The sequence below is a fragment of the Aquabacterium sp. OR-4 genome (genome assembly GCF_025290835.2).
In the GTDB taxonomy this organism is placed as follows: Bacteria; Pseudomonadota; Gammaproteobacteria; order Burkholderiales; family Burkholderiaceae_C; genus Pseudaquabacterium.
This window is the reverse complement of sequence record NZ_JAOCQD020000003.1, coordinates 100,402-120,374: the sequence shown is the minus strand read 5'-3', so window position 1 is coordinate 120,374 and position 19,973 is coordinate 100,402. Positions and strand designations below refer to the sequence as shown.

22 protein-coding genes are annotated in these 19,973 nt (G+C 74.7%); 21 read left to right on the top strand and 1 reads right to left on the bottom strand.

The features are described from left to right. Positions 1-194: 194 nt before the first annotated feature. The 21 genes from N4G63_RS22565 (at position 195) to N4G63_RS22465 (ending at position 18,724) form a co-directional block, all read left to right on the top strand. Positions 195-1,061, top strand: a complete 867-nt coding sequence (locus tag N4G63_RS22565) for a lytic transglycosylase domain-containing protein (protein WP_260789872.1) — start codon at positions 195-197, stop codon at positions 1,059-1,061. Then, a complete protein-coding gene (locus tag N4G63_RS22560; protein WP_314600335.1) occupies positions 1,058-3,058 on the top strand; it encodes an FHIPEP family type III secretion protein in 2,001 nt (666 codons plus the stop codon). Before N4G63_RS22565 ends, N4G63_RS22560 begins: the two co-directional genes overlap by 4 nt. Further along, positions 3,055-4,980 (top strand): type III secretion system outer membrane ring subunit SctC, encoded by a 1,926-nt coding sequence (gene sctC, locus N4G63_RS22555; protein WP_314600334.1) that lies wholly within the window; start codon positions 3,055-3,057, stop codon positions 4,978-4,980. Before N4G63_RS22560 ends, sctC begins: the two co-directional genes overlap by 4 nt. 25 nt (positions 4,981-5,005) lie before the next feature. Further along, positions 5,006-6,022 carry a SctD/MshK family protein gene (locus tag N4G63_RS22550; protein ID WP_314600333.1) on the top strand — a complete coding sequence of 339 codons (1,017 nt, stop codon included), beginning with the start codon at positions 5,006-5,008 and terminating at the stop codon, positions 6,020-6,022. A 109-nt stretch (positions 6,023-6,131) separates the two neighbouring features. Then, entirely contained in the window at positions 6,132-6,428 is a 297-nt protein-coding gene (locus N4G63_RS22545) for a hypothetical protein (protein WP_260789868.1), read from the top strand. Next, positions 6,428-6,826, top strand: a complete 399-nt coding sequence (locus tag N4G63_RS22540) for a hypothetical protein (RefSeq protein ID WP_260789867.1) — start codon at positions 6,428-6,430, stop codon at positions 6,824-6,826. The genes N4G63_RS22545 and N4G63_RS22540 overlap by 1 nt, the downstream gene beginning before the upstream one ends. Before the next feature lie 7 nt (positions 6,827-6,833). Further along, entirely contained in the window at positions 6,834-7,589 is a 756-nt protein-coding gene (gene sctJ / locus N4G63_RS22535) for a type III secretion system inner membrane ring lipoprotein SctJ (protein ID WP_260789866.1), read from the top strand. Beyond that, positions 7,582-8,343, top strand: coding sequence for a hypothetical protein (locus N4G63_RS22530; protein ID WP_260789865.1), 762 nt, complete (start codon positions 7,582-7,584; stop codon positions 8,341-8,343). Before sctJ ends, N4G63_RS22530 begins: the two co-directional genes overlap by 8 nt. Next, positions 8,340-8,975 carry a FliH/SctL family protein gene (locus tag N4G63_RS22525; protein ID WP_260789864.1) on the top strand — a complete coding sequence of 212 codons (636 nt, stop codon included), beginning with the start codon at positions 8,340-8,342 and terminating at the stop codon, positions 8,973-8,975. Before N4G63_RS22530 ends, N4G63_RS22525 begins: the two co-directional genes overlap by 4 nt. After that, positions 8,972-10,315, top strand: a complete 1,344-nt coding sequence (locus N4G63_RS22520) for a FliI/YscN family ATPase (protein ID WP_260789863.1) — start codon at positions 8,972-8,974, stop codon at positions 10,313-10,315. The genes N4G63_RS22525 and N4G63_RS22520 overlap by 4 nt, the downstream gene beginning before the upstream one ends. Next, a complete protein-coding gene (locus N4G63_RS22515; RefSeq protein WP_260789862.1) occupies positions 10,312-10,806 on the top strand; it encodes a hypothetical protein in 495 nt (164 codons plus the stop codon). Before N4G63_RS22520 ends, N4G63_RS22515 begins: the two co-directional genes overlap by 4 nt. Further along, the gene (locus N4G63_RS22510) at positions 10,803-11,627 is read left to right on the top strand and encodes a hypothetical protein (RefSeq protein WP_314600332.1); all 825 of its coding nucleotides are present in this window, start codon (positions 10,803-10,805) and stop codon (positions 11,625-11,627) included. Before N4G63_RS22515 ends, N4G63_RS22510 begins: the two co-directional genes overlap by 4 nt. Before the next feature lie 307 nt (positions 11,628-11,934). Beyond that, on the top strand, positions 11,935-13,287 hold the full coding sequence (locus N4G63_RS22505; protein ID WP_260789860.1) for a hypothetical protein: 1,353 nt from the start codon (positions 11,935-11,937) through the stop codon (positions 13,285-13,287). A 121-nt stretch (positions 13,288-13,408) separates the two neighbouring features. Continuing rightward, positions 13,409-14,482, top strand: coding sequence for a sensor histidine kinase (locus tag N4G63_RS22500; protein WP_260789859.1), 1,074 nt, complete (start codon positions 13,409-13,411; stop codon positions 14,480-14,482). Continuing rightward, positions 14,479-15,120 carry a response regulator transcription factor gene (locus tag N4G63_RS22495; RefSeq protein ID WP_260789858.1) on the top strand — a complete coding sequence of 214 codons (642 nt, stop codon included), beginning with the start codon at positions 14,479-14,481 and terminating at the stop codon, positions 15,118-15,120. Before N4G63_RS22500 ends, N4G63_RS22495 begins: the two co-directional genes overlap by 4 nt. Further along, complete coding sequence (locus tag N4G63_RS22490) at positions 15,117-15,959, top strand: hypothetical protein (protein WP_260789857.1); 843 nt, start codon at positions 15,117-15,119, stop codon at positions 15,957-15,959. The genes N4G63_RS22495 and N4G63_RS22490 overlap by 4 nt, the downstream gene beginning before the upstream one ends. Positions 15,960-15,962: 3 nt before the next feature. Then, on the top strand, positions 15,963-16,622 hold the full coding sequence (gene sctR / locus N4G63_RS22485) for a type III secretion system export apparatus subunit SctR (RefSeq protein WP_314600331.1): 660 nt from the start codon (positions 15,963-15,965) through the stop codon (positions 16,620-16,622). Further along, entirely contained in the window at positions 16,619-16,894 is a 276-nt protein-coding gene (gene sctS, locus N4G63_RS22480) for a type III secretion system export apparatus subunit SctS (RefSeq protein ID WP_260789855.1), read from the top strand. Before sctR ends, sctS begins: the two co-directional genes overlap by 4 nt. Positions 16,895-16,916: 22 nt before the next feature. Further along, positions 16,917-17,702 (top strand): type III secretion system export apparatus subunit SctT, encoded by a 786-nt coding sequence (gene sctT / locus N4G63_RS22475; protein ID WP_314600330.1) that lies wholly within the window; start codon positions 16,917-16,919, stop codon positions 17,700-17,702. Between the two features lie 103 nt (positions 17,703-17,805). After that, positions 17,806-18,030 carry a hypothetical protein gene (locus N4G63_RS22470; protein WP_260789853.1) on the top strand — a complete coding sequence of 75 codons (225 nt, stop codon included), beginning with the start codon at positions 17,806-17,808 and terminating at the stop codon, positions 18,028-18,030. Between the two features lie 10 nt (positions 18,031-18,040). Further along, on the top strand, positions 18,041-18,724 hold the full coding sequence (locus tag N4G63_RS22465) for a hypothetical protein (RefSeq protein ID WP_260789852.1): 684 nt from the start codon (positions 18,041-18,043) through the stop codon (positions 18,722-18,724). A gap of 38 nt (positions 18,725-18,762) precedes the next feature. Here the strand turns inward: N4G63_RS22465 and N4G63_RS22460 are convergent, their stop codons facing one another. After that, on the bottom strand, positions 18,763-19,932 hold the full coding sequence (locus N4G63_RS22460) for a leucine-rich repeat-containing protein kinase family protein (RefSeq protein ID WP_314600329.1): 1,170 nt from the start codon (positions 19,930-19,932) through the stop codon (positions 18,763-18,765). Positions 19,933-19,973: the final 41 nt, after the last annotated feature.

Sequence of the window (19,973 nt, the reverse complement as noted above, 5' to 3'; positions counted from 1 at the left end):
AACGATGCCGCGTATTTCGTCTGTATTGCCGTAGCAGATGTAGCCGTGCGTATCCAGGGGGGGTGCATGTCGCCCATATCAAGGGGCAGAAGTCGCGGCCATCGGCCGGCCGGTTACGTTGGCTTGCATGGGTCATCGGCGCGGCAATCGGCACACGCATAGTCCGGCGCTTCTCACCGCAGGAATCCGCCACCGTGCCTTGCCCCCGCCGCATTGCCGCGCTGCTGATGGCCACCACCGTCAGCGCGTCAGCCCATGCCGCCGCCAACCGCTGCGACGGCATGCACGGCCTGGCCCGGCTCGAGGCGCTGATGCAGGCCGAGGCCGAGCCCGAGCCCGCTCCCGCCGAGCCCACCGGCCCGCGTGGCTTTGCCCTGGCCCAGCGCCTGTGCGTCACGCTGGAGGCCCGCACGCCCGACGGTGCCGGCAGCGCAGCCTGGGGCCACACGCGCGGCAACGCCGCGGCACCCATGCCCTCAGCGACAAGCGCACCCGCACCCGCACCCACACCCACGGCAACACCCACCGCCAACCCGGCGGCCGGCCGCCAGGGCCTGGCCCTGGCGGCAGCGCCCCGCGGGCCGCTGCCGGCCGAGCGGCGGCCGCTGCGTGCGCAGGACGGCCCGGCCCGCGAGCGCATCCGGGCCCTGGTGCCGCTGATGGCCGATGTGGCCCGCCGCCACGACATCGACCCGCTGCTGCTGCATGCGCTGGCGCATGTGGAGTCGCGCCACCAGAGCCAGGCCATCTCGCCGGCCGGGGCCCGCGGGCTGATGCAGGTGATGCCCGCCACCGGGCGCAGCATGGGCATCGCCGATGCCGACCGCGCGCTGCTCACGCCCCAGGCCAACCTGGAGGCCTCGGCCCGCTACCTCAAGCGGCTGCAGGCGCGCTTCGGCAACGACCTGCGCCTGGTGCTGGCCGCCTACAACGCCGGCGAGGGCGCGGTCGAGCGCCATGGCCGGCGCATACCGCCCTATGCCGAGACCCAGGCCTATGTGCGCAACGTGATGGCGGTGTACAGCCACCTGCGCCAGCAGCTGGGCGGGGGCGCGGCATGAGCGGCGGCAAGCCCGCCGGCGGCATGGTCGGCTACTTTGCCGTGGCCGACCGGCCACGCGAGGGCCTGATCGCCCGCTTCAGCGACCTGTTTCTGGTGGCCGGCATCGTGGCCATCGTGGCGCTGATGGTGCTGCCGCTGCCGCTGTGGCTGATCGACCTGCTGGTGGCGGTGAACATCGCCTCGGGCCTGGTGCTGCTGCTGGTCGCGGTGTACGTGAGCGGGCCGCTGGAGTTCTCGGTGTTTCCCAGCGTGCTGCTGATGACCACGCTGTTTCGGCTGTCGCTGTCGATCGCCACCACGCGGCTGATCCTGCTGCATGCCGATGGCGGCCACATCATCGCCACCTTCGGCAAGATGGTGGCCGGCGGCAGCCTGGTGGTGGGCCTGGTGGTGTTTCTGATCATCACCGTGGTGCAGTTCATCGTCATCGCCAAGGGCGCCGAGCGGGTGGCCGAGGTGGCCGCGCGCTTCTCGCTGGACGCCATGCCGGGCAAGCAGCTGTCGATCGACAGCGACCTGCGCTCGGGCCTGATCGACAAGGACGAGGCCAAGCGCCGCCGCCGCTCGCTCGAGCTGGAGAGCAAGCTGCACGGCAGCCTCGACGGCGCGATGAAGTTCGTCAAGGGCGACGCCATTGCCGGCATCGTGATCATCCTGATCAACCTGCTGGGCGGCCTGGCCATCGGCGTGCTGCAGCAGGACCTGAGCCTGGCCGACGCGGTGCACCGCTACTCCATCCTGACCATCGGCGAGGGCATGGTGGCGCAGATCCCGGCCCTGCTGGGCGCCATGGCCGCCGGCCTGCTGGTCACCCGCACCAACGACGACGAAAACGACCGCCACCTGGGCGACGCCATCCGCAAGCAGCTGGCGGCCAAGCCGCGGGTGCACCTGATGGCCGGCGGCATCTGCCTGCTGCTGGCCACGGTGCCGGGCTTTCCGCCGCTGGTGTTCGGCCTGCTGGGCCTGGTGTTCGGCGGTGCCGGCCTGTCGCTGACCCCGGGCGGGCGCGACTGGCTGTCGCGCCACTGGCCGGCGCTGCGCCCGCAGCGCGCGCAGGCCGCACCGGCCGTGATCAAGACCGTGCCGCCGCGGCTGCGCCCCTCGGTGCCGCTGCTGCTGGAGCTGCCGCAGGCGCTGCTGGCCGATGGCGGCGTGGCGGTGGCGCGCGAGATCGAGGCCATGCTCGATGCGCTGCAGATCGACCAGGGCCTGCCGCTGCCGCGCCTGAGCCTGCATGGCCGCCCCGGCCACGACGGCTGGCGCCTGCTGGCCCATGAGGTGCCGCTGGCCGCGGTGGCCGGCAGCACCGACGCGCAGCAGCTGGCCGCGGGCGTGCGCCAGGCGCTGCGCCGGCATGCGGCGCTGTTCATCGGCATCCAGGAGACCAGCGAGATGCTCGCCCGGGCCCAGGCCGAGCTGGCCGATGTGGTCAAGGAGGTGCTGCGTGCGCTGCCGGTGCAGAAGGTCAGCGAGGTGCTGCGCCGCCTGGCCTCGGAGGAGGTGTCGATCCGCAACCTGCGCGACATCCTCGAGGCCCTGGCCGAGGCCAGCCAGCGCGAGAAGGATGTGCAGGCGCTCACCGAGATGACCCGCATTGCGCTGCGCCGCCAGACCCACCACCGCTTGTGCCCCGGCGGCGAGCTGCAGGCCCTGCTGCTGAGCCCCGAGCTGGAAACCCAGCTGCGCCAGTGCCTGCATGTCAGCGGCGGGGTCAGCCAGCTGGCGCTGGCGCCCGATCTGGCGCGCCAGCTGGTGGCCGATGTGCAGGCCCAGGCGCAGGCGCTGCAGGCCCAGGCCGTGGTCTGCGCCATCGACCTGCGCTGGCATCTGCGCAAGCTGCTCGAGACCGAATGCTTCGACCTCCCCGTGCTGTCGTTCCACGAACTGCTGCCCACGCTGCGGCTCACGCCGCTGCGCCATCTGCCACCGCCGGAGCCTGCCCTGGCGGCACCCGACCCCCACGCGCCGCAGGCGGCGCTGCTTGCCGCATGACCCCCACCCACCGCATCGCGGCCGCCGCCTGGCTGCTGCTGGCCCCGGCCTGTGCCGCCCTGGCCGCCCACCTGCCCGAGGGCCTGCGCCCGCTCAGGCTGGAGGCGCGCGACCAGCCGCTCGACCAGTTTCTGCAGGGCCTGTTCTCGGGCACCGACATCGCCGTGGTCACCACCGGCGTGCAGGGCCAGGTGAACGGCCGCTTCGACGGCACGCCCACCCGGCTGCTGCGCGATCTGAGCCGGGCCTACAACCTGCTGAGCTACTACGACGGCGGCGTGCTGCACATCGCCCCGGCCGCCGACACGCAGACCCGCAGCTTTCTGCTCGCGCCGACCGCTGCGGCGCAGGTGCAGCGTGCCGCCCAGGCGCTGCGCCTGCCCGACGCCCGCAACACCCTGAAGCTGGGTGACGACGGTGCGCTGCTGGCCGTGGGCGCGCGGCGCTTCGTGCAGCAGATCGACGAGCTGGTGCGCCAGGTGCGCCCGGGCCTGCCCGGCGCCGCCGCCAGCCACTGGCAGGGCGCGCAGCAGCCGCTGCCCGACTACCGCATCTTCTACCTGCGCTATGCCTGGGCGCAGGACCTGCCGATGAGCTTTGGCGGCCAACAGACCACCCTGCCCGGCGTGGCCAGCATCCTGCGCTCGCTGGTGGGCCAGCCCGGCAAGTCGCCGCTGGCGCAGGCCAGCGATCCGGCCCGCGCCCAGGGCAGCCAGCGCGGGCGCGGCACCGCCGCGCGCGGGGCGGCCGCCGGCACGCTGGGCCATGCCGACGAGGCCAGCACCAGCCTGCGCGGCACCGAGGCACTGGTGGCCGCCCTTGGCGAGGCCGGCCAGGCGCCTGCGCTGGCCGCCATCGACAGCCAGGGCGCGGCCGCGGCCAGCCCGCGCATCGAGGCCGACCCGCGGCTCAACGCGGTGATCGTGCGCGACCTGCCCGAGCGCCTGGAGCGTTATGCCGCACTGGTGAAGGCGCTGGACATCGAGCCGCAGGCCCTCGAGATCGAGGCCACCATCATCGACATCAACACCGACCGGCTGCGCGAGCTGGGCATCCACTGGCGCTACAACCACGGCTTGTCCAGCCTGATGATGGGCAACGGCGCAGCCAGCGATCTGCGCCTGAACGGCCTGCAGGACGTGACGCCCAGCGCCAGGGGCGGCACGCTGTCGGCGGTGATCGGCGACCGCTACCCCTTCGTGGCGCGCATCAGCGCCTTGCAGAGCGACGGCGCGGCCAAGGTGGTGAGCAGCCCGCAGGTGGTGACGCTGTCGAACGTGGAGGCAGTGTTCGACAACAGCGCCACCTACTACGTGCGCGTGGCCGGCCGCGACGAGGTCGACCTGTTCAACGTGACCGCCGGCACCCGGCTGCGCGTGACACCGCATGTGTTTCGCGACGGTGGCGCCAGCCCGCGCATCAAGCTGCTGGTGCAGATCGAGGACGGCGGCCTCAGCGGCCAGAGCGTGGACCAGCTGCCCATCGTCGAGCGCTCGGGCATCAACACCCAGGCGCTGATCACCGAAGGCGAGAGCCTGCTGATCGGCGGCATGGTGCGCGACAGCGCCAGCGCCGGCACCGACAAGGTGCCGCTGCTGGGCGATCTGCCGCTGCTGGGCAACCTGTTCAAGAGCCAGCGCAAGGGCGGGCAGCGCATCGAGCGGCTGTTTCTGATCACCCCGCGCCTGGCCGGCAGCCGCGCCACCGCCGACGCCGTGGAACGCCTGCGCCAGCCCCTGGTGGACGGCGCCGCGGCACCACCAGCCGCAACACCGGCCGCAAGCACGGCCGCGAACACGACTGCACCACCGGTCACACCACCGGCCACCACACCGGCCACCACACCGGCCTCGACACCGGCCGCCCCCACGCCGGCCGGCGCGGCCCATCCGCAGGCCGCGCCGGCCCCGGGCGGGCTGTGAACCGCGCTGCCACGCCGCCATGTCCATGACACCCTCACCCCACGACCCGCGCCTGGAGCTGCGCGTGCTGTCGGGCCGCCAGGCCGGCGCCCGCGCCGCGCTGCATGCGCAGCAGCCGCTGCTGATCGTCGGCTGCAGTGGCAGCCAGCAGGGCGACACCCAGTTCGCCGACATCCTGTTGGCCACCGACAGCGAGGTGCAGGCCCAGCTGCTGCCCGATGGCCGCGGCCGCTACCGGCTGCAGCTGATCGAGGGCACGGCCGAGCTGGCCGGCCAGGCGCTCGGCCCCGCGGTCACCGCCCACAGCCTGGCGCCGGGCCAGCGCCTGCGCCTGGGCGGCGTGCTGCTGGCCTATGGCCCGGCGGGCCAGGCGCACTGGCCCGAGCCGGTGCTGCTGGGCGATGGCGAGACCGCCACCGCCGGCGCAACCGGCGGCCGCACAGCAGGTGCAGCGGGCCTGGCGCCCGGCTGGTGGCACCTGGAGCTGGCGCTGTTCGGCCTGGGCGGCCTGCTGCTGCTGGGTGGCCTGTGGCTGGCCTGGCCGGGCGGCACCCTGCTGCCGATGGCCCAGGCCCAGGCGGCACAGCCCGGCGCGCCGGGCCCGTTGCCGCCCGGCCCGGCCACGCCGCTGCGCGCCGGCGAGCTGATGGCCAGCGTGGTGGATCTGTTCCGCCTGAACGGCATTGCCGCCCAGGCCAGCTGGACGCCGCAGGGCGAGCTGCTGCTGCAGACCCGCGAGCCCGACGCCGCGCGCCTGCAAAGCGCCACCGCCGCGGCGCGCCGCGACCTGGCCCAGCTGCCGCCGCTGCGCATCGACAACCAGCCGCCTGCGCCACCGGCCACCACCGAGACCCCGGTCGACGACCCCGCCAAGCGCCTGGTGGCGGTGGTGGACAACGCCGACAGCCCGTTTTTCGTCACCGCCGACGGCAGCCGCTACTTCGGCGGCGCATTGCTGCCCAGCGGCCACCGCGTGGTCGAGATCGCCGAGCGCGCGGTGGTTGTCGAGCGCGACGGCCTGCGCACCCGCCTCTCGCTGTGAGGCCCACCTGCGTCAGCCACGGCACGAACCCACTTCAGCCAGGCCCTGAACCCGCGCCCGCCCGCACCCTGTTCTTCCCCCCACCCACCCGCCCCCGAAAGGACCTCTCATGACCTCATCCATCCTCGGCAACCTGGCCGCCTCGCCCCTCGCCAGCAACAGCACCGGCAAGAGCGGCTCGGGCTCCTGGTTCGAAGCCATGGCCGACGCCTGGGGCCAGGCGCTGGACAAGCAGGCCGGCGACATCGAGACCAAGTCGGCCGCGGTGGGCGCCGGTGGCGACAAGCCGGCCGACGTGACCGAGCTGACCGCCATGTCGCTGAAGATGAGCTTTCTGGCCAGCAGCTCGCACACCGCGGTGTCCACCGTGGGTTCGGCGCTCGAAACCATGGCCCGCAAGCAGTGATGAACCCGGGCCTTGCCCTGGGCCCCGTGGCCGAGATCCAGCTCGGCGCGGGGGCTTCGCTCGGCAGCCTGGGCCGGCCCGTGCCGATGGCCGAGGCCGCCGGCTTCGAGCGCGCCCTGGCCGGTGCGCTGCAGCGCAGCGATGCAGCGCCGCCGGCCGACGGGCCCGCCGCCGCCATGCAGCGCCTGGCCCAGCCCCTGGACCACATCAACACCGAGGCCGCCAACCTGGGGCGCGATGCACGCGCCGCCGCGGCCTCGGGCCAGGCCTTGACGCCGGGCGAGCTGGTCAACCTGACCGTGCGCTGCCAGGAGTTCATGTTCCATTGCCAGCTCACCTCGAACATCGCCAACCGCACGTCCGAGGGCTTGCAGCAACTGTTCCGCCAGCAGTCCTGAGGCACCGATGAATCCGCTGCGACGCCTGCGCGCCCTCCCCTTCAGCCTGAGCCTGGGCCTGAGCCTGCTGCTGGCCGCCTGCGGCGAGCAGACCCTGTATGCCCGGCTCGACGAACGCCAGGCCAACGACATGGTGGCCGCGCTGCGCCTGGCCGGCGTGCCGGCGCAGAAGCTGGCGCGCGAGATCGGCTTCGAGGTGCTCACCGACGAGGCCGACTTTCCGCGCGCGGTGCAGATCCTCAAGGCCCAGGGCCTGCCGCGCGAGGACTACGACAGCCTGGGCAAGGTGTTCAAGCGTGAAGGCTTCGTCTCCACCCCGGTGGAGGAGCGCGCGCGGCTGATGCACGCGCTGTCGCAGGAGCTGTCGCACACGCTGACCAGCATCGACGGCGTTCTGCAGGCCCGCGTGACCCTGGTGGTGCCCGAGCGCCATCCGCTGTCCGACAAGCTGCGGCCGGCGTCGGCCTCGGTGATGATCAAGCACCGGCCCGGGCTGCAGGTCGACGCGCTGCTGCCCAAGGTGCGTGCGCTGGTGGTCAACAGCGTCGAGGGCCTGCCCTACGACAGCGTCTCGGTGGTGGCCTTTGCGGCCGAGGCCTCGCCAGCGGCGGTGCTGCCGCCGGCGCAGCCGCTGGGCGTGCCGCTGGCGCTGGCCATCACGCTGGGCGTGGCCAGCCTGGGCGGTGCCGGCGTGCTGGCCTGGCGCCGCCGCCGCCAGCAGGGCGGCGCCGCCCTGGCGCTGGAGGCCGCCGGCCATGACTGAGCGCCAACGGCGCGCCCAGGTGGCCCGCCGCCTGCTGGACGACGCCCCCGACGAGGCCCGCACGCTGAGCTGGGCCCAGCTTGGCCAGGCCCCCGCCTGGCTGGCGCTGGACGAACCCGAGCTGCGCCAGCTGGCGCTGCGCTGCGGCTCGGTGCTGGCGGCGCCGGTGCTGCGCCTGTGGATCGCCGGCCCGCTGCGCCAGCTGGCGCGCTGCGCGCTGGGCGCGCCGTGGTGGCGTGCGCTGCGCACCGCACCGGCCTGGCCGGCCTTGCCAAAGGCGCCGGGCGGGCCGGCCGGTGGCGGCCCGCACGACAGCGCACACGACAGTGCACACGTCACCCCGCACGTCAGTCCGCACAACGCCATGCCCGACGGCCTTCCAGATGGTCTGCCCAATGGCCTGCCCGACGGCTTGCTGGCCAGCCTGCTGGACGGCCACACCGACTCCGCCACCAGCCCCCTTGCCGCCCATGCGGCCCACGCCGATGGGCTCTCGCTGCACGGCGCCGACCCGGCCCCCGAGCGCAGCGCGCGCCTGCGCCGCGAGCTGGGCGAGGCCGGTGCCACCGTGCTGCTGGCCAGCCTGCCGCACGGTGCGCTGCGCCATGCGGCCAGCCGCCGCCTGGGCAGCGTGGCGGCCTGGGTGATGCCGCAGCCCACGGCCCTGGCCGTGCTGGACGCCACCCTGGCCCTGCAGCGGCAACTGGCGCTGCAAACCACCACGGCGCCCACGCCGGCGCAGGCCGCCGCATGAACGGCTTCATGCTCTGGCATGCCCAGCCACCGCAGGCAATGGGCATCGTGTCCGATCGGCGCGTGCTGCGTGCCGCCGAGGTGCCGCCCCTGCTGCAGGCCCAGCAGTTGGTGGAGGCCCTGCAGGCACTGCAGGCCGGCACCCAGGCGCGCATCGACGCGGCCTGCGCGCAGGCCCGCGCCGAAGGCCTGGCCCAGGGCCTGGCCGATGCCCGCGCCGCCAGCGAGGCCGCCCTGGCCGATGCGCTGGCGCGGCTCACCCATGCCCACGAGCAGCAGCGCGCGCAATGGCAGCAGGCCCTGCCCGAGCTGGCCCTGGCCGTGTTTGGCAAGCTGCTGGGCGCGCTGCCGCCGCACGAGCCGCTGGCCCGCCTGGCCAGCCAGGCCGCCCGCGAGCTGCTGCCCGCGCGCACCTGGCGGCTGCTGGTGCATCCGGCCCAGGTGGCCGGCCTGCGCGAGCAACTGCAGGCGCTCGATCCCGACCACAGCGCCGGCCTGGCCGCTGCCGAGATCGTGGCCGACGCCACGCTGGCCGAAACCGACTGCCGCCTGCTCACCGAGTTTGGCAGTGCCGATGCCGGCCTGCACACCCAGCTGGCGCGCCTGGCCAGCGCCTGGGGCCTGGCGCGATGAGCCAGCCGCCCGCCCCCCGCCTCGGCCTGGCCAGCCAGGCCGAGCTGCGCCGCAGCCTGCAGCAGGTGCACACCGTGGCCACGCTGGGCCGCGTGGTGCAGGCCGGTGGCACGCTGCTGCGCGCCACTGGCGTGCGCGCACGGGTGGGCCAGAGCTGCCGCGTCTTCGATCCCCAGCAGCCGCACGAGCGTGGCCTGCTGGCCGAGGTGATCGGCTTTCAGGCCCACGAGGCGGTGCTGGCGCCGCTGGGCCCGCTGCGTGGCGTGCCGGTGGGTGCGGCGGTGGAGGTGCTGGCCGAGGTGGCCCAGCTGCCCGGCGGCAGCGGCCTGCTGGGCCGCGTGATCGACGCCTTCGGCCAGCCGCTGGACGACGGCCCGCCGCTCGACGGCCTGCCGCGCGTGCCGCTGTACCGCGACGCACCGCCTCCGCTGCAGCGCCGCCCGGTGGCCCAGCCGCTGGTGTGCGGCGTGCGCGCCATCGACGCGCTGCTCACCGTGGGCGAAGGCCAGCGCCTGGGCATCTTCGCAATGGCCGGCGGCGGCAAGTCCACGCTGCTGGGCATGCTGGCGCGCAGCACGCGGGCCGAGGTCAACGTCATCGGCCTGATCGGCGAGCGCGGCCGCGAGGTGCGCGAGTTCATCGACGACAGCCTGGGCGCCGAGGGCCTGGCGCGCTCGGTGGTGGTGGTGTCCACCTCCGACCGGCCGGCGCTCGAGCGGGTGCGTGCCGCCCATGCCGCCACCGCCATTGCCGAGGGCCTGCGCGCCGAAGGCCGGCGTGTGCTGCTGATGATGGACTCGGTGACGCGCTTTGCCCGCGGCCTGCGCGAGCTGGGCCTGGCCGCGCACGAGCCCGCGGTGCGCCGCGGTTATCCGCCCTCGGTGTTTGCCGAGCTGCCGCGGCTGTTCGAGCGCGCCGGCAACGACGCCCACGGCAGCATCACCGCCTTCTACACCGTGCTGGCCGAGGACGAGGAAGGCAGCGACCCGGTGGCCGAGGAGGTGCGCTCCATCCTCGACGGGCACCTGGTGCTGTCGCGCGCGCTGGCCCAGGCCCAGCACTACCCGGCCATCGACGTGCTGGCCAGCGCCAGCCGCGTGTTCAACCGCGTCACCGGCGCGCAGCAGCAGCGCGACGCCGCGCAGCTGCGCGCCTTGATGGCGCGGCACAAGGAGGTCGAGTTCCTGCTGCGCGTGGGCGAGTACCAGGCCGGCAGCGACCCGCTGGCCGACCAGGCCATCGAGCGCCTGCCGCAGATCCGCGCGCTGCTGCAGCAGGGCACGCACGAGCCGGCCGGCTGGGACAGCTGCCTGCAGCACCTGCGCGAGATCGTCGCATGAGCCAGGCCCTGGCCCGTCTGGCCGACGGCGATGCGCGCCAGTGGCAGCGCCTGCGCCAGCTGCATGTGCAGCGCGAGCGCCGGGCCCTGGCCCAGGCCCGCGCCGCCGAAGCCCGCGCGCGCGACAGCGTGAGCCGCCGCGAGCACGGCATCGCCCAACAGCACCAGGCGCTGCAGGCCCTGGCCCGGCACTGGGGCGGGGCCGGCTGCGTGGATCTGCCGCGCTGGGCCGGGCAGCTGGCGGCCCACCGCGCCGTGCTGCACGAGCGCCTCGAGCGCGACGAGTACGCGCTGATCGACGAGCAGCAGGCCCTGCACGGCGCCCAGCAGCAGGTGCAGCGCTGCCGCGCCGCGCTGGCACGGGCCCAGGCCCGCGAATCGGCGGTGGACGCCACCCTGGCCGACCGCCAGCGCCTGCGCCTGGGCCATCACGAGCAGCAGGCCGAGCTGGAGGCCGACGACACCCAGCGCAGCGGCGCGCCCCCGGCATGATCGGCCGGCAGCACCCCGGCCTTGCCGGCCTGGCCCTGCCGCCCGGGCCGCTCAACCCGCCCGGCAGCGCCACCGCGGCGCACGCCACCAACCTGCCCGGCTGGTGCCAGGCCTACCGCGGCCGGCAGCAGGCCGCGGCGGCGCAGGCGCCCGCGGCTGCCGCGACCCGTGCGCCGCGGGATGCGCTGGCCGATGCGTTGGCAGATGCGTCGGGCAGTGCGTCGATCAATACCTCGGGCAACGGCTCGGGCAACGGCTCGGGCAACGTTTCGGGCAATGACTCGCGCAATGCCTCGGGCCATCATGCGCCGGCCGATCCGTCAATGGATGACTCAGGCACATCGGCCATGTCCCAGCCGGCGCCACCCGAGGCCCCGGCCATGCCCTTGTGGCCGCTGCTGCCACTGCTGCCACTGCTGCCGCCACCTGCCGTGCCGGCCTGGCCCAGCCCCGGGTCGGCGCCGGCCGGTGTTGCGCGCCTGGCCGGCACGGCCACCGCGCAAGGCCTGCACCGGCAGCTGCAGCACCCGGCCGACGCCGGGGTGGCCAACCCGCGGGCCGCCATCGCCGGCGCCACTTGGACCCTGGCCCTGCCCGCCGTCGGCCCGCACTGGGCGCTGCAGATCCACCAGGCCGCGCCGCAGGCCGCGCTGAACCTGGTGCTGCAGGTGCCCGCCGCCGCCCTGCCCCAGGCCCGGCGCCAGCTCGACGCCCTGGAACGCCGCTTGCGCGCCGCCGGCCACGCCCTGCTGGGCCTGCAACTGCGCGCAGCCGGCGGCAGCGCACGCGTCACCGGCCCGACACCGCAAACGCAGACCTGAACGCAGACCTGAACGCCGACCTCAACGCCGACCTCAACCCCGACATGAGCCCGCTTCGCCGCCCCAGGCCCGCACACCGCAGCGCCGTGCAACGCACGGCCGAGCACAGCACGGCCCACCACCGCCCAGCCGGGTGCCGCACGACCGACCACCGCCCAGCCGGGCAGCGCACAGCCGGGTGCTGCCACGCTGAAGTTCCTCCAACGCAGCCAGCAGCCACGCCGGTCAGCGCGCCGGCATGCCGGCGCCAGACATGGCAGGCGCTGGCCGCGTGGGCATGCTCACGCGGTGGCCACCGGCCGATCCCATGAGCATCGGCGCCATCCAGCCCGTCCCGCCGGCCGATCTGTGGCAGGCCTGGGCCACGGCCCTGCAGGCCGACCCAGCGGCAGCCCCCGGGGCCCCCGGCGAAGGCGCCAATGGCACCGAGGCCTCGGCGCTGGCCGGGCCCGTGGCGCCGGGCGTTGGCGACGCGGCGGCCACCAGTGCCACCAGTGCCACCAGTGCCACCAGTGCCACCAATGCCACCAGTGCCGTCCATGGCCTCACCGCGCTCAACGAGGCCGCCGGGCTCAGCGGCCATCCCTTGAACGTCGCGGCCATCGTGGCCGACGATCCCGGCACCACGCTGGCGCCAGCCCCGCGCGGCAGCGACGCCGACGCGGCCGCGCCCGACCGCCCCCCCGAGGCCGCGATGCCGCTGCTGCTGGCCGGCGGCCTGCCGCGCCGCGAGGCCGTCGGCCACGCCAGCGCCCACGGTGCAGCGCCGGCCGATGGCGCCGCCGGCAACGGGCCGCTGGCCGACGCCGCGCCCTGGCTGGCCCGGCCCGGCCTCGACCCCGCAGCCGCGGTGCAGGCCCTGGCACCGGCGCTGCTGGCCTCGTTGACAGCCAGCCGCGGCGAGCTGCCACGCTGGCAAGCGGCCGATGCCGGCCAGTGGCGCGCGCTGTTCGACGCCGCCGGCCGCCAGCCGCCCAGCCGCGACGAAGCCGACGATGCCGATGCCGACACGCCGGGCGAAGGGGCCGGCCACGGCGGCCAGGCCCATGACTGGCTGGCCGCCCAGCCCGACGCACAGCCCGAAGCACAGCCCGACACCCATCCCGACACCCAGCCTGGGGCCGGCCCCGAAGCCCGGGCCGGTCAGCGCGCCGCCGACCCGGCCGACTGCCCCGCCTGGGCCCAGGCCGCCCTGCGGCAGCTGCGCCAGGCGGCGGGCCAGCCTGAATCGGCCGCCGCGCTGCGCCCGGCGCTGCAGGCCTGGGCCGTGGGCCGGCCGGTGCTGCTGGCCAGCCCGGCCGGCCTGGCCTGCCTGCAGCCGCATGGCGACGCCCTGCTGTGGCAGGGCCGGCGCTGGCCGGCGCGCTGGCGCAGTGTGCGGCCGGGCGGCGGGCTGCGCTGGTGGGCGCTGCGCCTGGGCCTGTCGCCGCAAGGCCAGCCGCGCACGCTGCGCGAGCTGTGGCCGGCCCTGCCCTGCGCGCCCGGCCAGGTGAGCTGCGAACTGCGCCTCGAGGGCCATGGCGGCGGCCTGGCGCGCTGGACCGAGGCGCTGGTGCTGGCCCAGGCCAGCTCCAGCCTGCGCGCCCTGCTGGCCGCGCGCCCGTCATTGCCCTGGCTGGTGTGCAGCCAGGCGCTGTGGCCGCAGGAGACCGGCGCATGATCGCGCCGGGCCTCCCCCAAGTGCGAATCCCGCAGTGCGAAGCACGGAGCGTCGCCCAGTGATCGCGCCGGGCCGTTCCCCCCCGGGCCACAGCCGCCAGACGGCGCCTGAAGCCGCCACCGTGCACACCGCCGCCGGCGCGGCCGAAGCCGCCTTGCTGCAGGCGCTGGGCGAGCAGGGCCAGGCCCTGGCCCTGCTGCACGGCGACACGCTGGGTGCGCTGAACGCGCCGATGCGGGCGCTGCTGCCGGGCACCGCCGGCGAGTCGGTGGCGCGCTGGGCGGCCGCCCTGCCCGGCCTGCCGGCGGCCCTGGCCGCCGCGCCGGGCCCGCGCTGGCGCTGCGGCAGCAGCGGCGAGTACCAGGCCCAGCGCACAGCACTGGGCGACGGCCGCATGCTGCTGCGCCTGGACGATGAGCGCGCCCACCTGCACCAGCTGCAGCGCCAGCTCGACGACCGCGAGGGCCTGCTGTTCACCTCGCGCTCGCTCACGGTCAGCGAGATGGGCAGCGTGCTGGCGCACGAGCTGAACCAGCCCATCGGCGCCACCGCCAACCTGTTGCGCGGCCTGAAGCTGCGCGTGGCGCGCCGCCATCCCGACGACAGCGACGAGCTGGCGGCCCTCGACAAGGCCTTGCAGCAGGTCAGCTACGCCAGCCAGATCATCGGCCGGGTGCGCGAGTACACCCAGTCGCGCCAGCCGCATGCCGGCCCGCTGGACCTGGTGGCCCTGGTGCACCAGAGCCTGGGCCTGCTCGACTGGGATCTGCAGCGCGAGGCGCTGCAGCTGTCGCTGCAGCTGCCGGCCACGCCGGTGCCGGTGCTGGCCGATGCGGTGATGCTGCAGCAGGTGCTGATCAACCTGCTGCGCAATGCGCTCGATGCGCTGCGCCTGGACCGCCCCGCCGCGCCCTGCATCGACATCACGCTGGCCGTGGCCGATGGCCGCGCCGAGCTGTGCGTGGCCGACAACGGCCCCGGCATCACGCCGCAGACCGAGGCCCGCCTGTTTCTGCCCTTTGCCTCCACCAAGCCCAACGGCATGGGCCTGGGCCTGTCGATCTGCCGCTCGCTGATCGAGATGCACCAGGGCCGGCTGTGGTTCACCCGCCGCGCCAGCGCGGGCTGCTGCTTTCACTTCGCGCTGCCGCTCGCGGCCACGGCGCCCTCACCCGCAACCCCCACACCCGCATGAGCAACCGACAGATCTACGTGGTGGACGACAACACCGAGTTCCGCGATTCGCTGCGCTTCTGGCTCGAGGGCCTGGGCTGCCAGGTGCGCGACTGGGGCGACCCGCGCGACGCGCTGCGCTCGCTGTCGCGCCTGAACACCGCCGGCCCCTGCGCCGACACCGGCTGCCTGATGCTCGATGTGCGCATGCCCGAGCTGTCGGGCCTGGACCTGCACGACGCCCTGCACAGCCAGGGCCTGAACCTGCCGGTGATCTACATGAGCGGCCATGCCGACGTGCCGCTGGCCGTGGCGGCGATGCAAAAGCGCGGTGCCGTCTCGCTGCTGGAAAAGCCGCTGGACGATGGCGCGCTGAGCGCGGCGCTGGACCGCGCCTTCACCACCGCCGAGCTCGACCTCGGCCCCGAGGCCGGCCTGGCCGGCTCGCGCGACGAGTTCGAACGCCGCATGCAGCTGCTGTCGCCGCGCGAACGCCAGGTGCTGGGCCTGGTGGTCAACGGTCGCATGAACAAGCAGATCGCCGACGAGATCCACCTCTCGCTCAAGAGCGTCGAGCTGTACCGCTCGCGCGGCATGCGCAAGATGCAGGCGCGCGCCGTCACCGAGCTGACCCGCATGATGGTCAGCCGTCGCGCATGAGCGCGCAGGGCAGTCCAGTGAGCGCCGCGGCCCCGGCCCCGGCCGCGCTCGCCCCCGCCGTGCAGCTGCATGCCGTGGCGCCGGCCCGGCCGCAGGCCTGGCAGTTTTCAGCCGGCGGCGCGCAGCTGTGGCTGGCCACCCGCGATGGCGCGGCGCCCGGCGTGCCGGCCTGCGCCGCGGCCGCCGCGGTGGCGCTGGAGCAGGCCGCCGAGCTGCTGGACGCCCTGGCCGCCTGCGGCCTGGTGCCCGAAGACGCCTGGCACTGGCCGCCCGCACCCGGCACGTCCGCACCCGGCATGCCCACCCCGGCCTGGCCGCCCGGCATGGCCCACGGCCTCTGGCAGGGCGCGCAGGCCCAGGCCCGGCTGGCCCTGCCCTGGCCCCTGCTGCGCGGGCTGGGCGTGGCGCCGGCGCTGGCCGGCCTGCAATGGCAGCCGGCCCTGGCCGGCCTGCAATGGCAGCCGGCCCTGGCCGAAAGCCTGCTGGCCGAATGGTGGCTGCTGGCCGACGAGCTGCAGGCACTCGAGCCCGGTGGCCTGCTGCTGCTGCCCGGCCCGGCCGGCACGCGGCTGCGGGCCATCGGCGAGGCGGCCACGGCCACGGCGGCGCCGGCCGGCCCCACGCCGCCGGGCACCCGGCACTGCCAGCTGGTGTGCCGCTGGCCCACGCCGCTGCCGCTGGCGCCGCTGCTGGGCTGGCAGGCCTGGGACGGCCCGGCCTCGCCGCCGCCGCCCGCCACCTGCCTGCTGATCGACGCGGCCAGCCCCGCCACCGTGCTGGCCCGTGGCCGCCTGCTGCCCTGGGGCAGCGGCCAGGCGCTGCGCATCGACGCGAGCTGAGCCATGGACCTGAGCAGTTTCACGCCGGCCTCGGCGCTGGTCACCGTCATCCTGATCGCCCTGGCGCCCTTTGTGGCGGTGATGATCACCTCGTTCACCAAGCTGGTCATCGTGCTGAGCCTGCTGCGCAATGCCATGGGCCTGCAGCAGGTGCCGCCCAATGTGGTGATGAACGGGCTGGCGCTGATCCTCAGCATCTACGTCATGTACCCGGTGGGCGTGGAGATGCAGGACCGCCTGGCCGCCCTGCCCGACACCGGCAAGGCCTCCACCAGCCAGATGCTGGCCGCCGCCGATGCGGCCAAGGAGCCGCTGCGCGACTTCCTGATCGCCCACAGCCGGCCGCTGGAGCGCAGCTTCTTTCTCAAGACGGCGCAGCGCAGCCTCAAGCCCGAGCGCGCCAGGACGCTGACCGAGCGCGACTTTCTGGTGGTGGTGCCGGCCTTCACGGTGAGCGAGCTGACCGTGGCCTTCGAGATCGGCTTCCTGATCTTTCTGCCCTTTCTGGTGGTCGACCTGGTCATCTCCAACATCCTGATGGCCATGGGCATGCAGATGCTCTCGCCCACCACCGTGTCGCTGCCGTTCAAGCTGCTGCTGTTCGTGCTGATCGAGGGCTGGGTCAAGCTGACCCACGGCCTGGTGCTCACCTACCACCCATGAACCACCAAGTCATCCAACTCACCCAGCACGCGCTGTGGCTGGTGCTGCTGCTGTCGGCGCCGCCCATCCTGGTGGCCGCCGTGGTGGGCCTGCTGATCGCCTTTGTGCAGGCCGCCACCCAGCTGCAGGAGCAGACGGTGCAGTACGTGGCCAAGTTCTTCGCCATCGTGGTCACCATCTTCATCACCGCCGCGCTGCTGGGCGGCAGCCTGTACCAGCTGGGCGACCGCGTGTTCAGCGAGTTTCCGGGCATGGTCCGGCTGACGCCCTGAGCGCGCCGCGGCAGACCGCGCGATGTACGAGACCTGGGCCACCCAGCCGGCCGACGCGGCGCTGACGCTGGGCCTGTCGGCCATGCGCGTGGCCACGGCGTTCCTGCTGCTGCCGCTGTTCACGCAGGACCTGGTGCCGGCGCTGGTCCGCAATGCGCTGTTTCTGGCGCTCGGCATGCTGGGCCTGCTGGTGCAGGACCTGCAGCCGCTGCGCCTGGGCCCCTGGCAATGGGCGCAGGCCTATGGCCTGGAGGCCATGATGGGCGCCGCGCTGGGCTTCCTGTTCGGCGGGCTGATGTGGTCCTTCGAGATGGCCGGCCAGCTGATCGACAACAAGGTCGGCGCCACCCAGGCCCAGGTGCAGGACCCGATGTCGGGCCACCAGACCTCGCTGAGCGGCGCCTTCCTGGCCCGCCTGGCCAGCTGGGTGTTCATGGCCAGCGGCGGCTTCATGCTGTTTGCGGCCCTGCTGCTCGACAGCTACGCCCTGTGGCCGCTGCACGGCCCCTGGCAGCTGCTGCCCGCCGGCCGCCTGGCCTTCGAGCACGAGTTCGGCCGTATGCTGCGCATGGCCCTGCTGGTGGCCGCGCCCTCGCTGCTGCTGCTGTACCTGGTGGACGGGGTGCTGGGCCTGGTCAACCGCTATGCGCAGCAGCTCAACGTGTTCAGCCTGTCGATGTCGATCAAGTCGGTGGTGGGCCACCTGGTGCTGCTGCTGCAGATGGGCAGCCTGGTGGCCCTGCTCAACGAGGAGCTGCTGGCCCGCCCCGCCATCGTGCGCGACCTGCTGCGCACGCTGTTCGGCTGAACGGCCGCCGAAATAGGGCCAGCCGCAATGCCCACCGGCCGGCGCGGCGGCTAAGCTCGGCGCCACTCCCCCACCCCCTGGCACGGCCATGATCGGCGCACCCTTGTCATCCCCCGCCCTGGCGCTGCAGGCGTCGGCCCACTGGCCCGTGCCGGGCCCGGCACCGGCCGCGCCAGGCACGGCCGCAGCCCACGCCCCGGCGGCCTGGCTCGACGGCCTGGGCCGGGGCGAGGCCGCCTCGCTGCATGCCGACCTGACGCCCGAACTGCGCGGCCTCTCGGTGCAGCAGCACGCCGAGCGTGTGCTGGCCGCGCTGATCGCCGGCTGACCGGCACGCCGTGAGCCCCGGCGAGCAGACGCCCCAGCTGCTGGCCCAGCCGCGCTGGACCGAGGCCGCGCAGGCGCTGATCCACGGCTGCGTGGATCTGGGCACCCAGCAGCAGGCGGCGGTGGCGCTGATGGAGCGGGTGTGCAGCGGCCTGGGCGATGCGCTCTACCCGGCCTTTCTGCGCGTGCTGGCCGAGGTCAACCAGCGTGGCGACTATGCCGCCCGCGCAGCCGTGGCGCAGACCCTGGCCCAGTCACTGAGCCAGGGCCGGCTGCCCAGCGGCCGCCGTGCCGGCTGGGGGGCGGCGCAAGGCCCCGAGCGGGCGGCCGGCCGCGCCACCACCGCGCAGGGCAGCCGCCGGCGCAGCCTGGGCCCGATCGAGTACCTGTGCCTGGCGGCCTGGCCGGCCCACCGCACCGCGCCAGGCGAGCCCGCCGACGCGGCCGAGCTGCCGGCCGAGCAGTTTCAGTGGCTGGCCGCCGCGGTGATGGATTTGCTCGACTGCGACCACCAGGCGCGGCGCCTGTACGCCGACCACCTGTGCGCCGTGGCCGACGACCCGCTGGACGGCACGCTGCCGCGCGATCTGCGCCCGGCACTGCGCCTGCTGGCCCAGCAGTGGCGCCAGCAGCCCGATGCCGGCCGCGCCTGCAGCGCCTTTGTGCAGCAGCTGGGCCGCAGCGGGCTGCGCTGAGCGCAAGCCCCCCCCCCCCGCAGGCCCCACCCGCAAGCTCAGCCGCGCCAGGCCGCCAGCGCCTGCGGCGCGTCGCAGCGCTCGGCCAGCTCGTCCACCAGCACGCGGTGGGCGCGCCAGTCCAGCGCACGCAGGGCCTCGGCACGCGCTGCGTCGTCGGCAGGCAGGAACGAGGCCGCACCCAGGTCGCTGAGCAGGCAGGCCTGGCCCTCGTCCACCAGGATGTTGTGCGCGTACAGGTCACCATGCGCCAGGCCGCGCGCATGCAAGTGGCCCAGCGCCGAGGCCACGGCCCGGGCGATGGCCTCGGCGCGCCGGGCCGGCAGCCGCAGGCCGGGGGCATACACATCGCGGCTGCAGCTGTGCATGCTGGGCGGCCCGGCCAGCGCCCGGCATTGCGGCGGCACGCGTCGCATCACCAGGCCCAGGCGGCCATCGGGATGGCCGTCGATCTGGCCCAGCTCGCCCACCAGGTGCGGGTGGCTGCCGGCGGCGATGCTGGCGGCCATCTCGCTGGCCGGCAGGCCGTCGCTGGTGACCGCGCCCTTGAACAGCTTGACCGCCACCGCCTGCGTGGCGCCCTCGGTGGCCAGCAGCGCGGCATGGATGTGGCCCGAGGCCCCCTCGCCCAGCAGGCCCTGCAGCTGCAGCCGGGGCCAGGCGATGTGCGGCGTGGCATCGGCCCGCGCGGCCTGCGCCTCGGCCGCCAGCGCATAGGGGTTGCCGCCATGCGCCAGCCAGGCCAGGCGCGGCAGGCCCAGCAGCGCCAGCGGCAGCGCATCGGCCACGCGCGCAAACAGGTTGGCCGACAGGCGGATCAGCTCCAGCCGCTGCAGCGCCTCCAGGCCCGCCGGCAGCCGGGTGAGCCGGTTGCCGGCCAGCATCAGCTTTTGCAGCCGGGTGCAGCGGGTCAGCGTGGCCGGCAGCTCGGCCACCCGGTTGTCGGTGAGGATCAGCCAGCGCAGCGTGGGCGCCAGCGCCTCGGCCGGCACCTGCGCAATCTGGTTGGCCTTGAAGCCCAGCGTGTCGAGCGCCGGCAGACGGCCCAGCACCGGCGGCAGCTGCGTGAACCGATTGCTCGACGCAAACAGCGTGTGCAGCCGGCTGCAGGCGGCCAGGCCCTCGGGCAGGCTGGTCAGCGCGTTGTCCGACACATCCAGCACCTGCAGCGTATCGGCCAGCGCCAGCACCTCGGGCGGCAGGTTCATGGACGGCGGCAGGCAGCGGCGGGCACAGGCGGGGCGGCGGC

What these genes read in the sequence shown, in the direction of transcription:
- N4G63_RS22560 (WP_314600335.1), top strand. Translation starts at nt 1,058, where the DNA reads ATGAGCGGCGGCAAGCCCGCCGGCGGCATGGTCGGCTACTTTGCCGTG.
- sctC (WP_314600334.1), top strand. Translation starts at nt 3,055, where the DNA reads ATGACCCCCACCCACCGCATCGCGGCCGCCGCCTGGCTGCTGCTGGCC.
- N4G63_RS22550 (WP_314600333.1), top strand. Translation starts at nt 5,006, where the DNA reads ATGACACCCTCACCCCACGACCCGCGCCTGGAGCTGCGCGTGCTGTCG.
- N4G63_RS22545 (WP_260789868.1), top strand. Translation starts at nt 6,132, where the DNA reads ATGACCTCATCCATCCTCGGCAACCTGGCCGCCTCGCCCCTCGCCAGC.
- N4G63_RS22540 (WP_260789867.1), top strand. Translation starts at nt 6,428, where the DNA reads ATGAACCCGGGCCTTGCCCTGGGCCCCGTGGCCGAGATCCAGCTCGGC.
- sctJ (WP_260789866.1), top strand. Translation starts at nt 6,834, where the DNA reads ATGAATCCGCTGCGACGCCTGCGCGCCCTCCCCTTCAGCCTGAGCCTG.
- N4G63_RS22530 (WP_260789865.1), top strand. Translation starts at nt 7,582, where the DNA reads ATGACTGAGCGCCAACGGCGCGCCCAGGTGGCCCGCCGCCTGCTGGAC.
- N4G63_RS22525 (WP_260789864.1), top strand. Translation starts at nt 8,340, where the DNA reads ATGAACGGCTTCATGCTCTGGCATGCCCAGCCACCGCAGGCAATGGGC.
- N4G63_RS22520 (WP_260789863.1), top strand. Translation starts at nt 8,972, where the DNA reads ATGAGCCAGCCGCCCGCCCCCCGCCTCGGCCTGGCCAGCCAGGCCGAG.
- N4G63_RS22515 (WP_260789862.1), top strand. Translation starts at nt 10,312, where the DNA reads ATGAGCCAGGCCCTGGCCCGTCTGGCCGACGGCGATGCGCGCCAGTGG.
- N4G63_RS22510 (WP_314600332.1), top strand. Translation starts at nt 10,803, where the DNA reads ATGATCGGCCGGCAGCACCCCGGCCTTGCCGGCCTGGCCCTGCCGCCC.
- N4G63_RS22505 (WP_260789860.1), top strand. Translation starts at nt 11,935, where the DNA reads ATGAGCATCGGCGCCATCCAGCCCGTCCCGCCGGCCGATCTGTGGCAG.
- N4G63_RS22495 (WP_260789858.1), top strand. Translation starts at nt 14,479, where the DNA reads ATGAGCAACCGACAGATCTACGTGGTGGACGACAACACCGAGTTCCGC.
- N4G63_RS22490 (WP_260789857.1), top strand. Translation starts at nt 15,117, where the DNA reads ATGAGCGCGCAGGGCAGTCCAGTGAGCGCCGCGGCCCCGGCCCCGGCC.
- sctR (WP_314600331.1), top strand. Translation starts at nt 15,963, where the DNA reads ATGGACCTGAGCAGTTTCACGCCGGCCTCGGCGCTGGTCACCGTCATC.
- sctS (WP_260789855.1), top strand. Translation starts at nt 16,619, where the DNA reads ATGAACCACCAAGTCATCCAACTCACCCAGCACGCGCTGTGGCTGGTG.
- sctT (WP_314600330.1), top strand. Translation starts at nt 16,917, where the DNA reads ATGTACGAGACCTGGGCCACCCAGCCGGCCGACGCGGCGCTGACGCTG.
- N4G63_RS22460 (WP_314600329.1), bottom strand. Translation starts at nt 19,932, where the DNA reads ATGAACCTGCCGCCCGAGGTGCTGGCGCTGGCCGATACGCTGCAGGTG.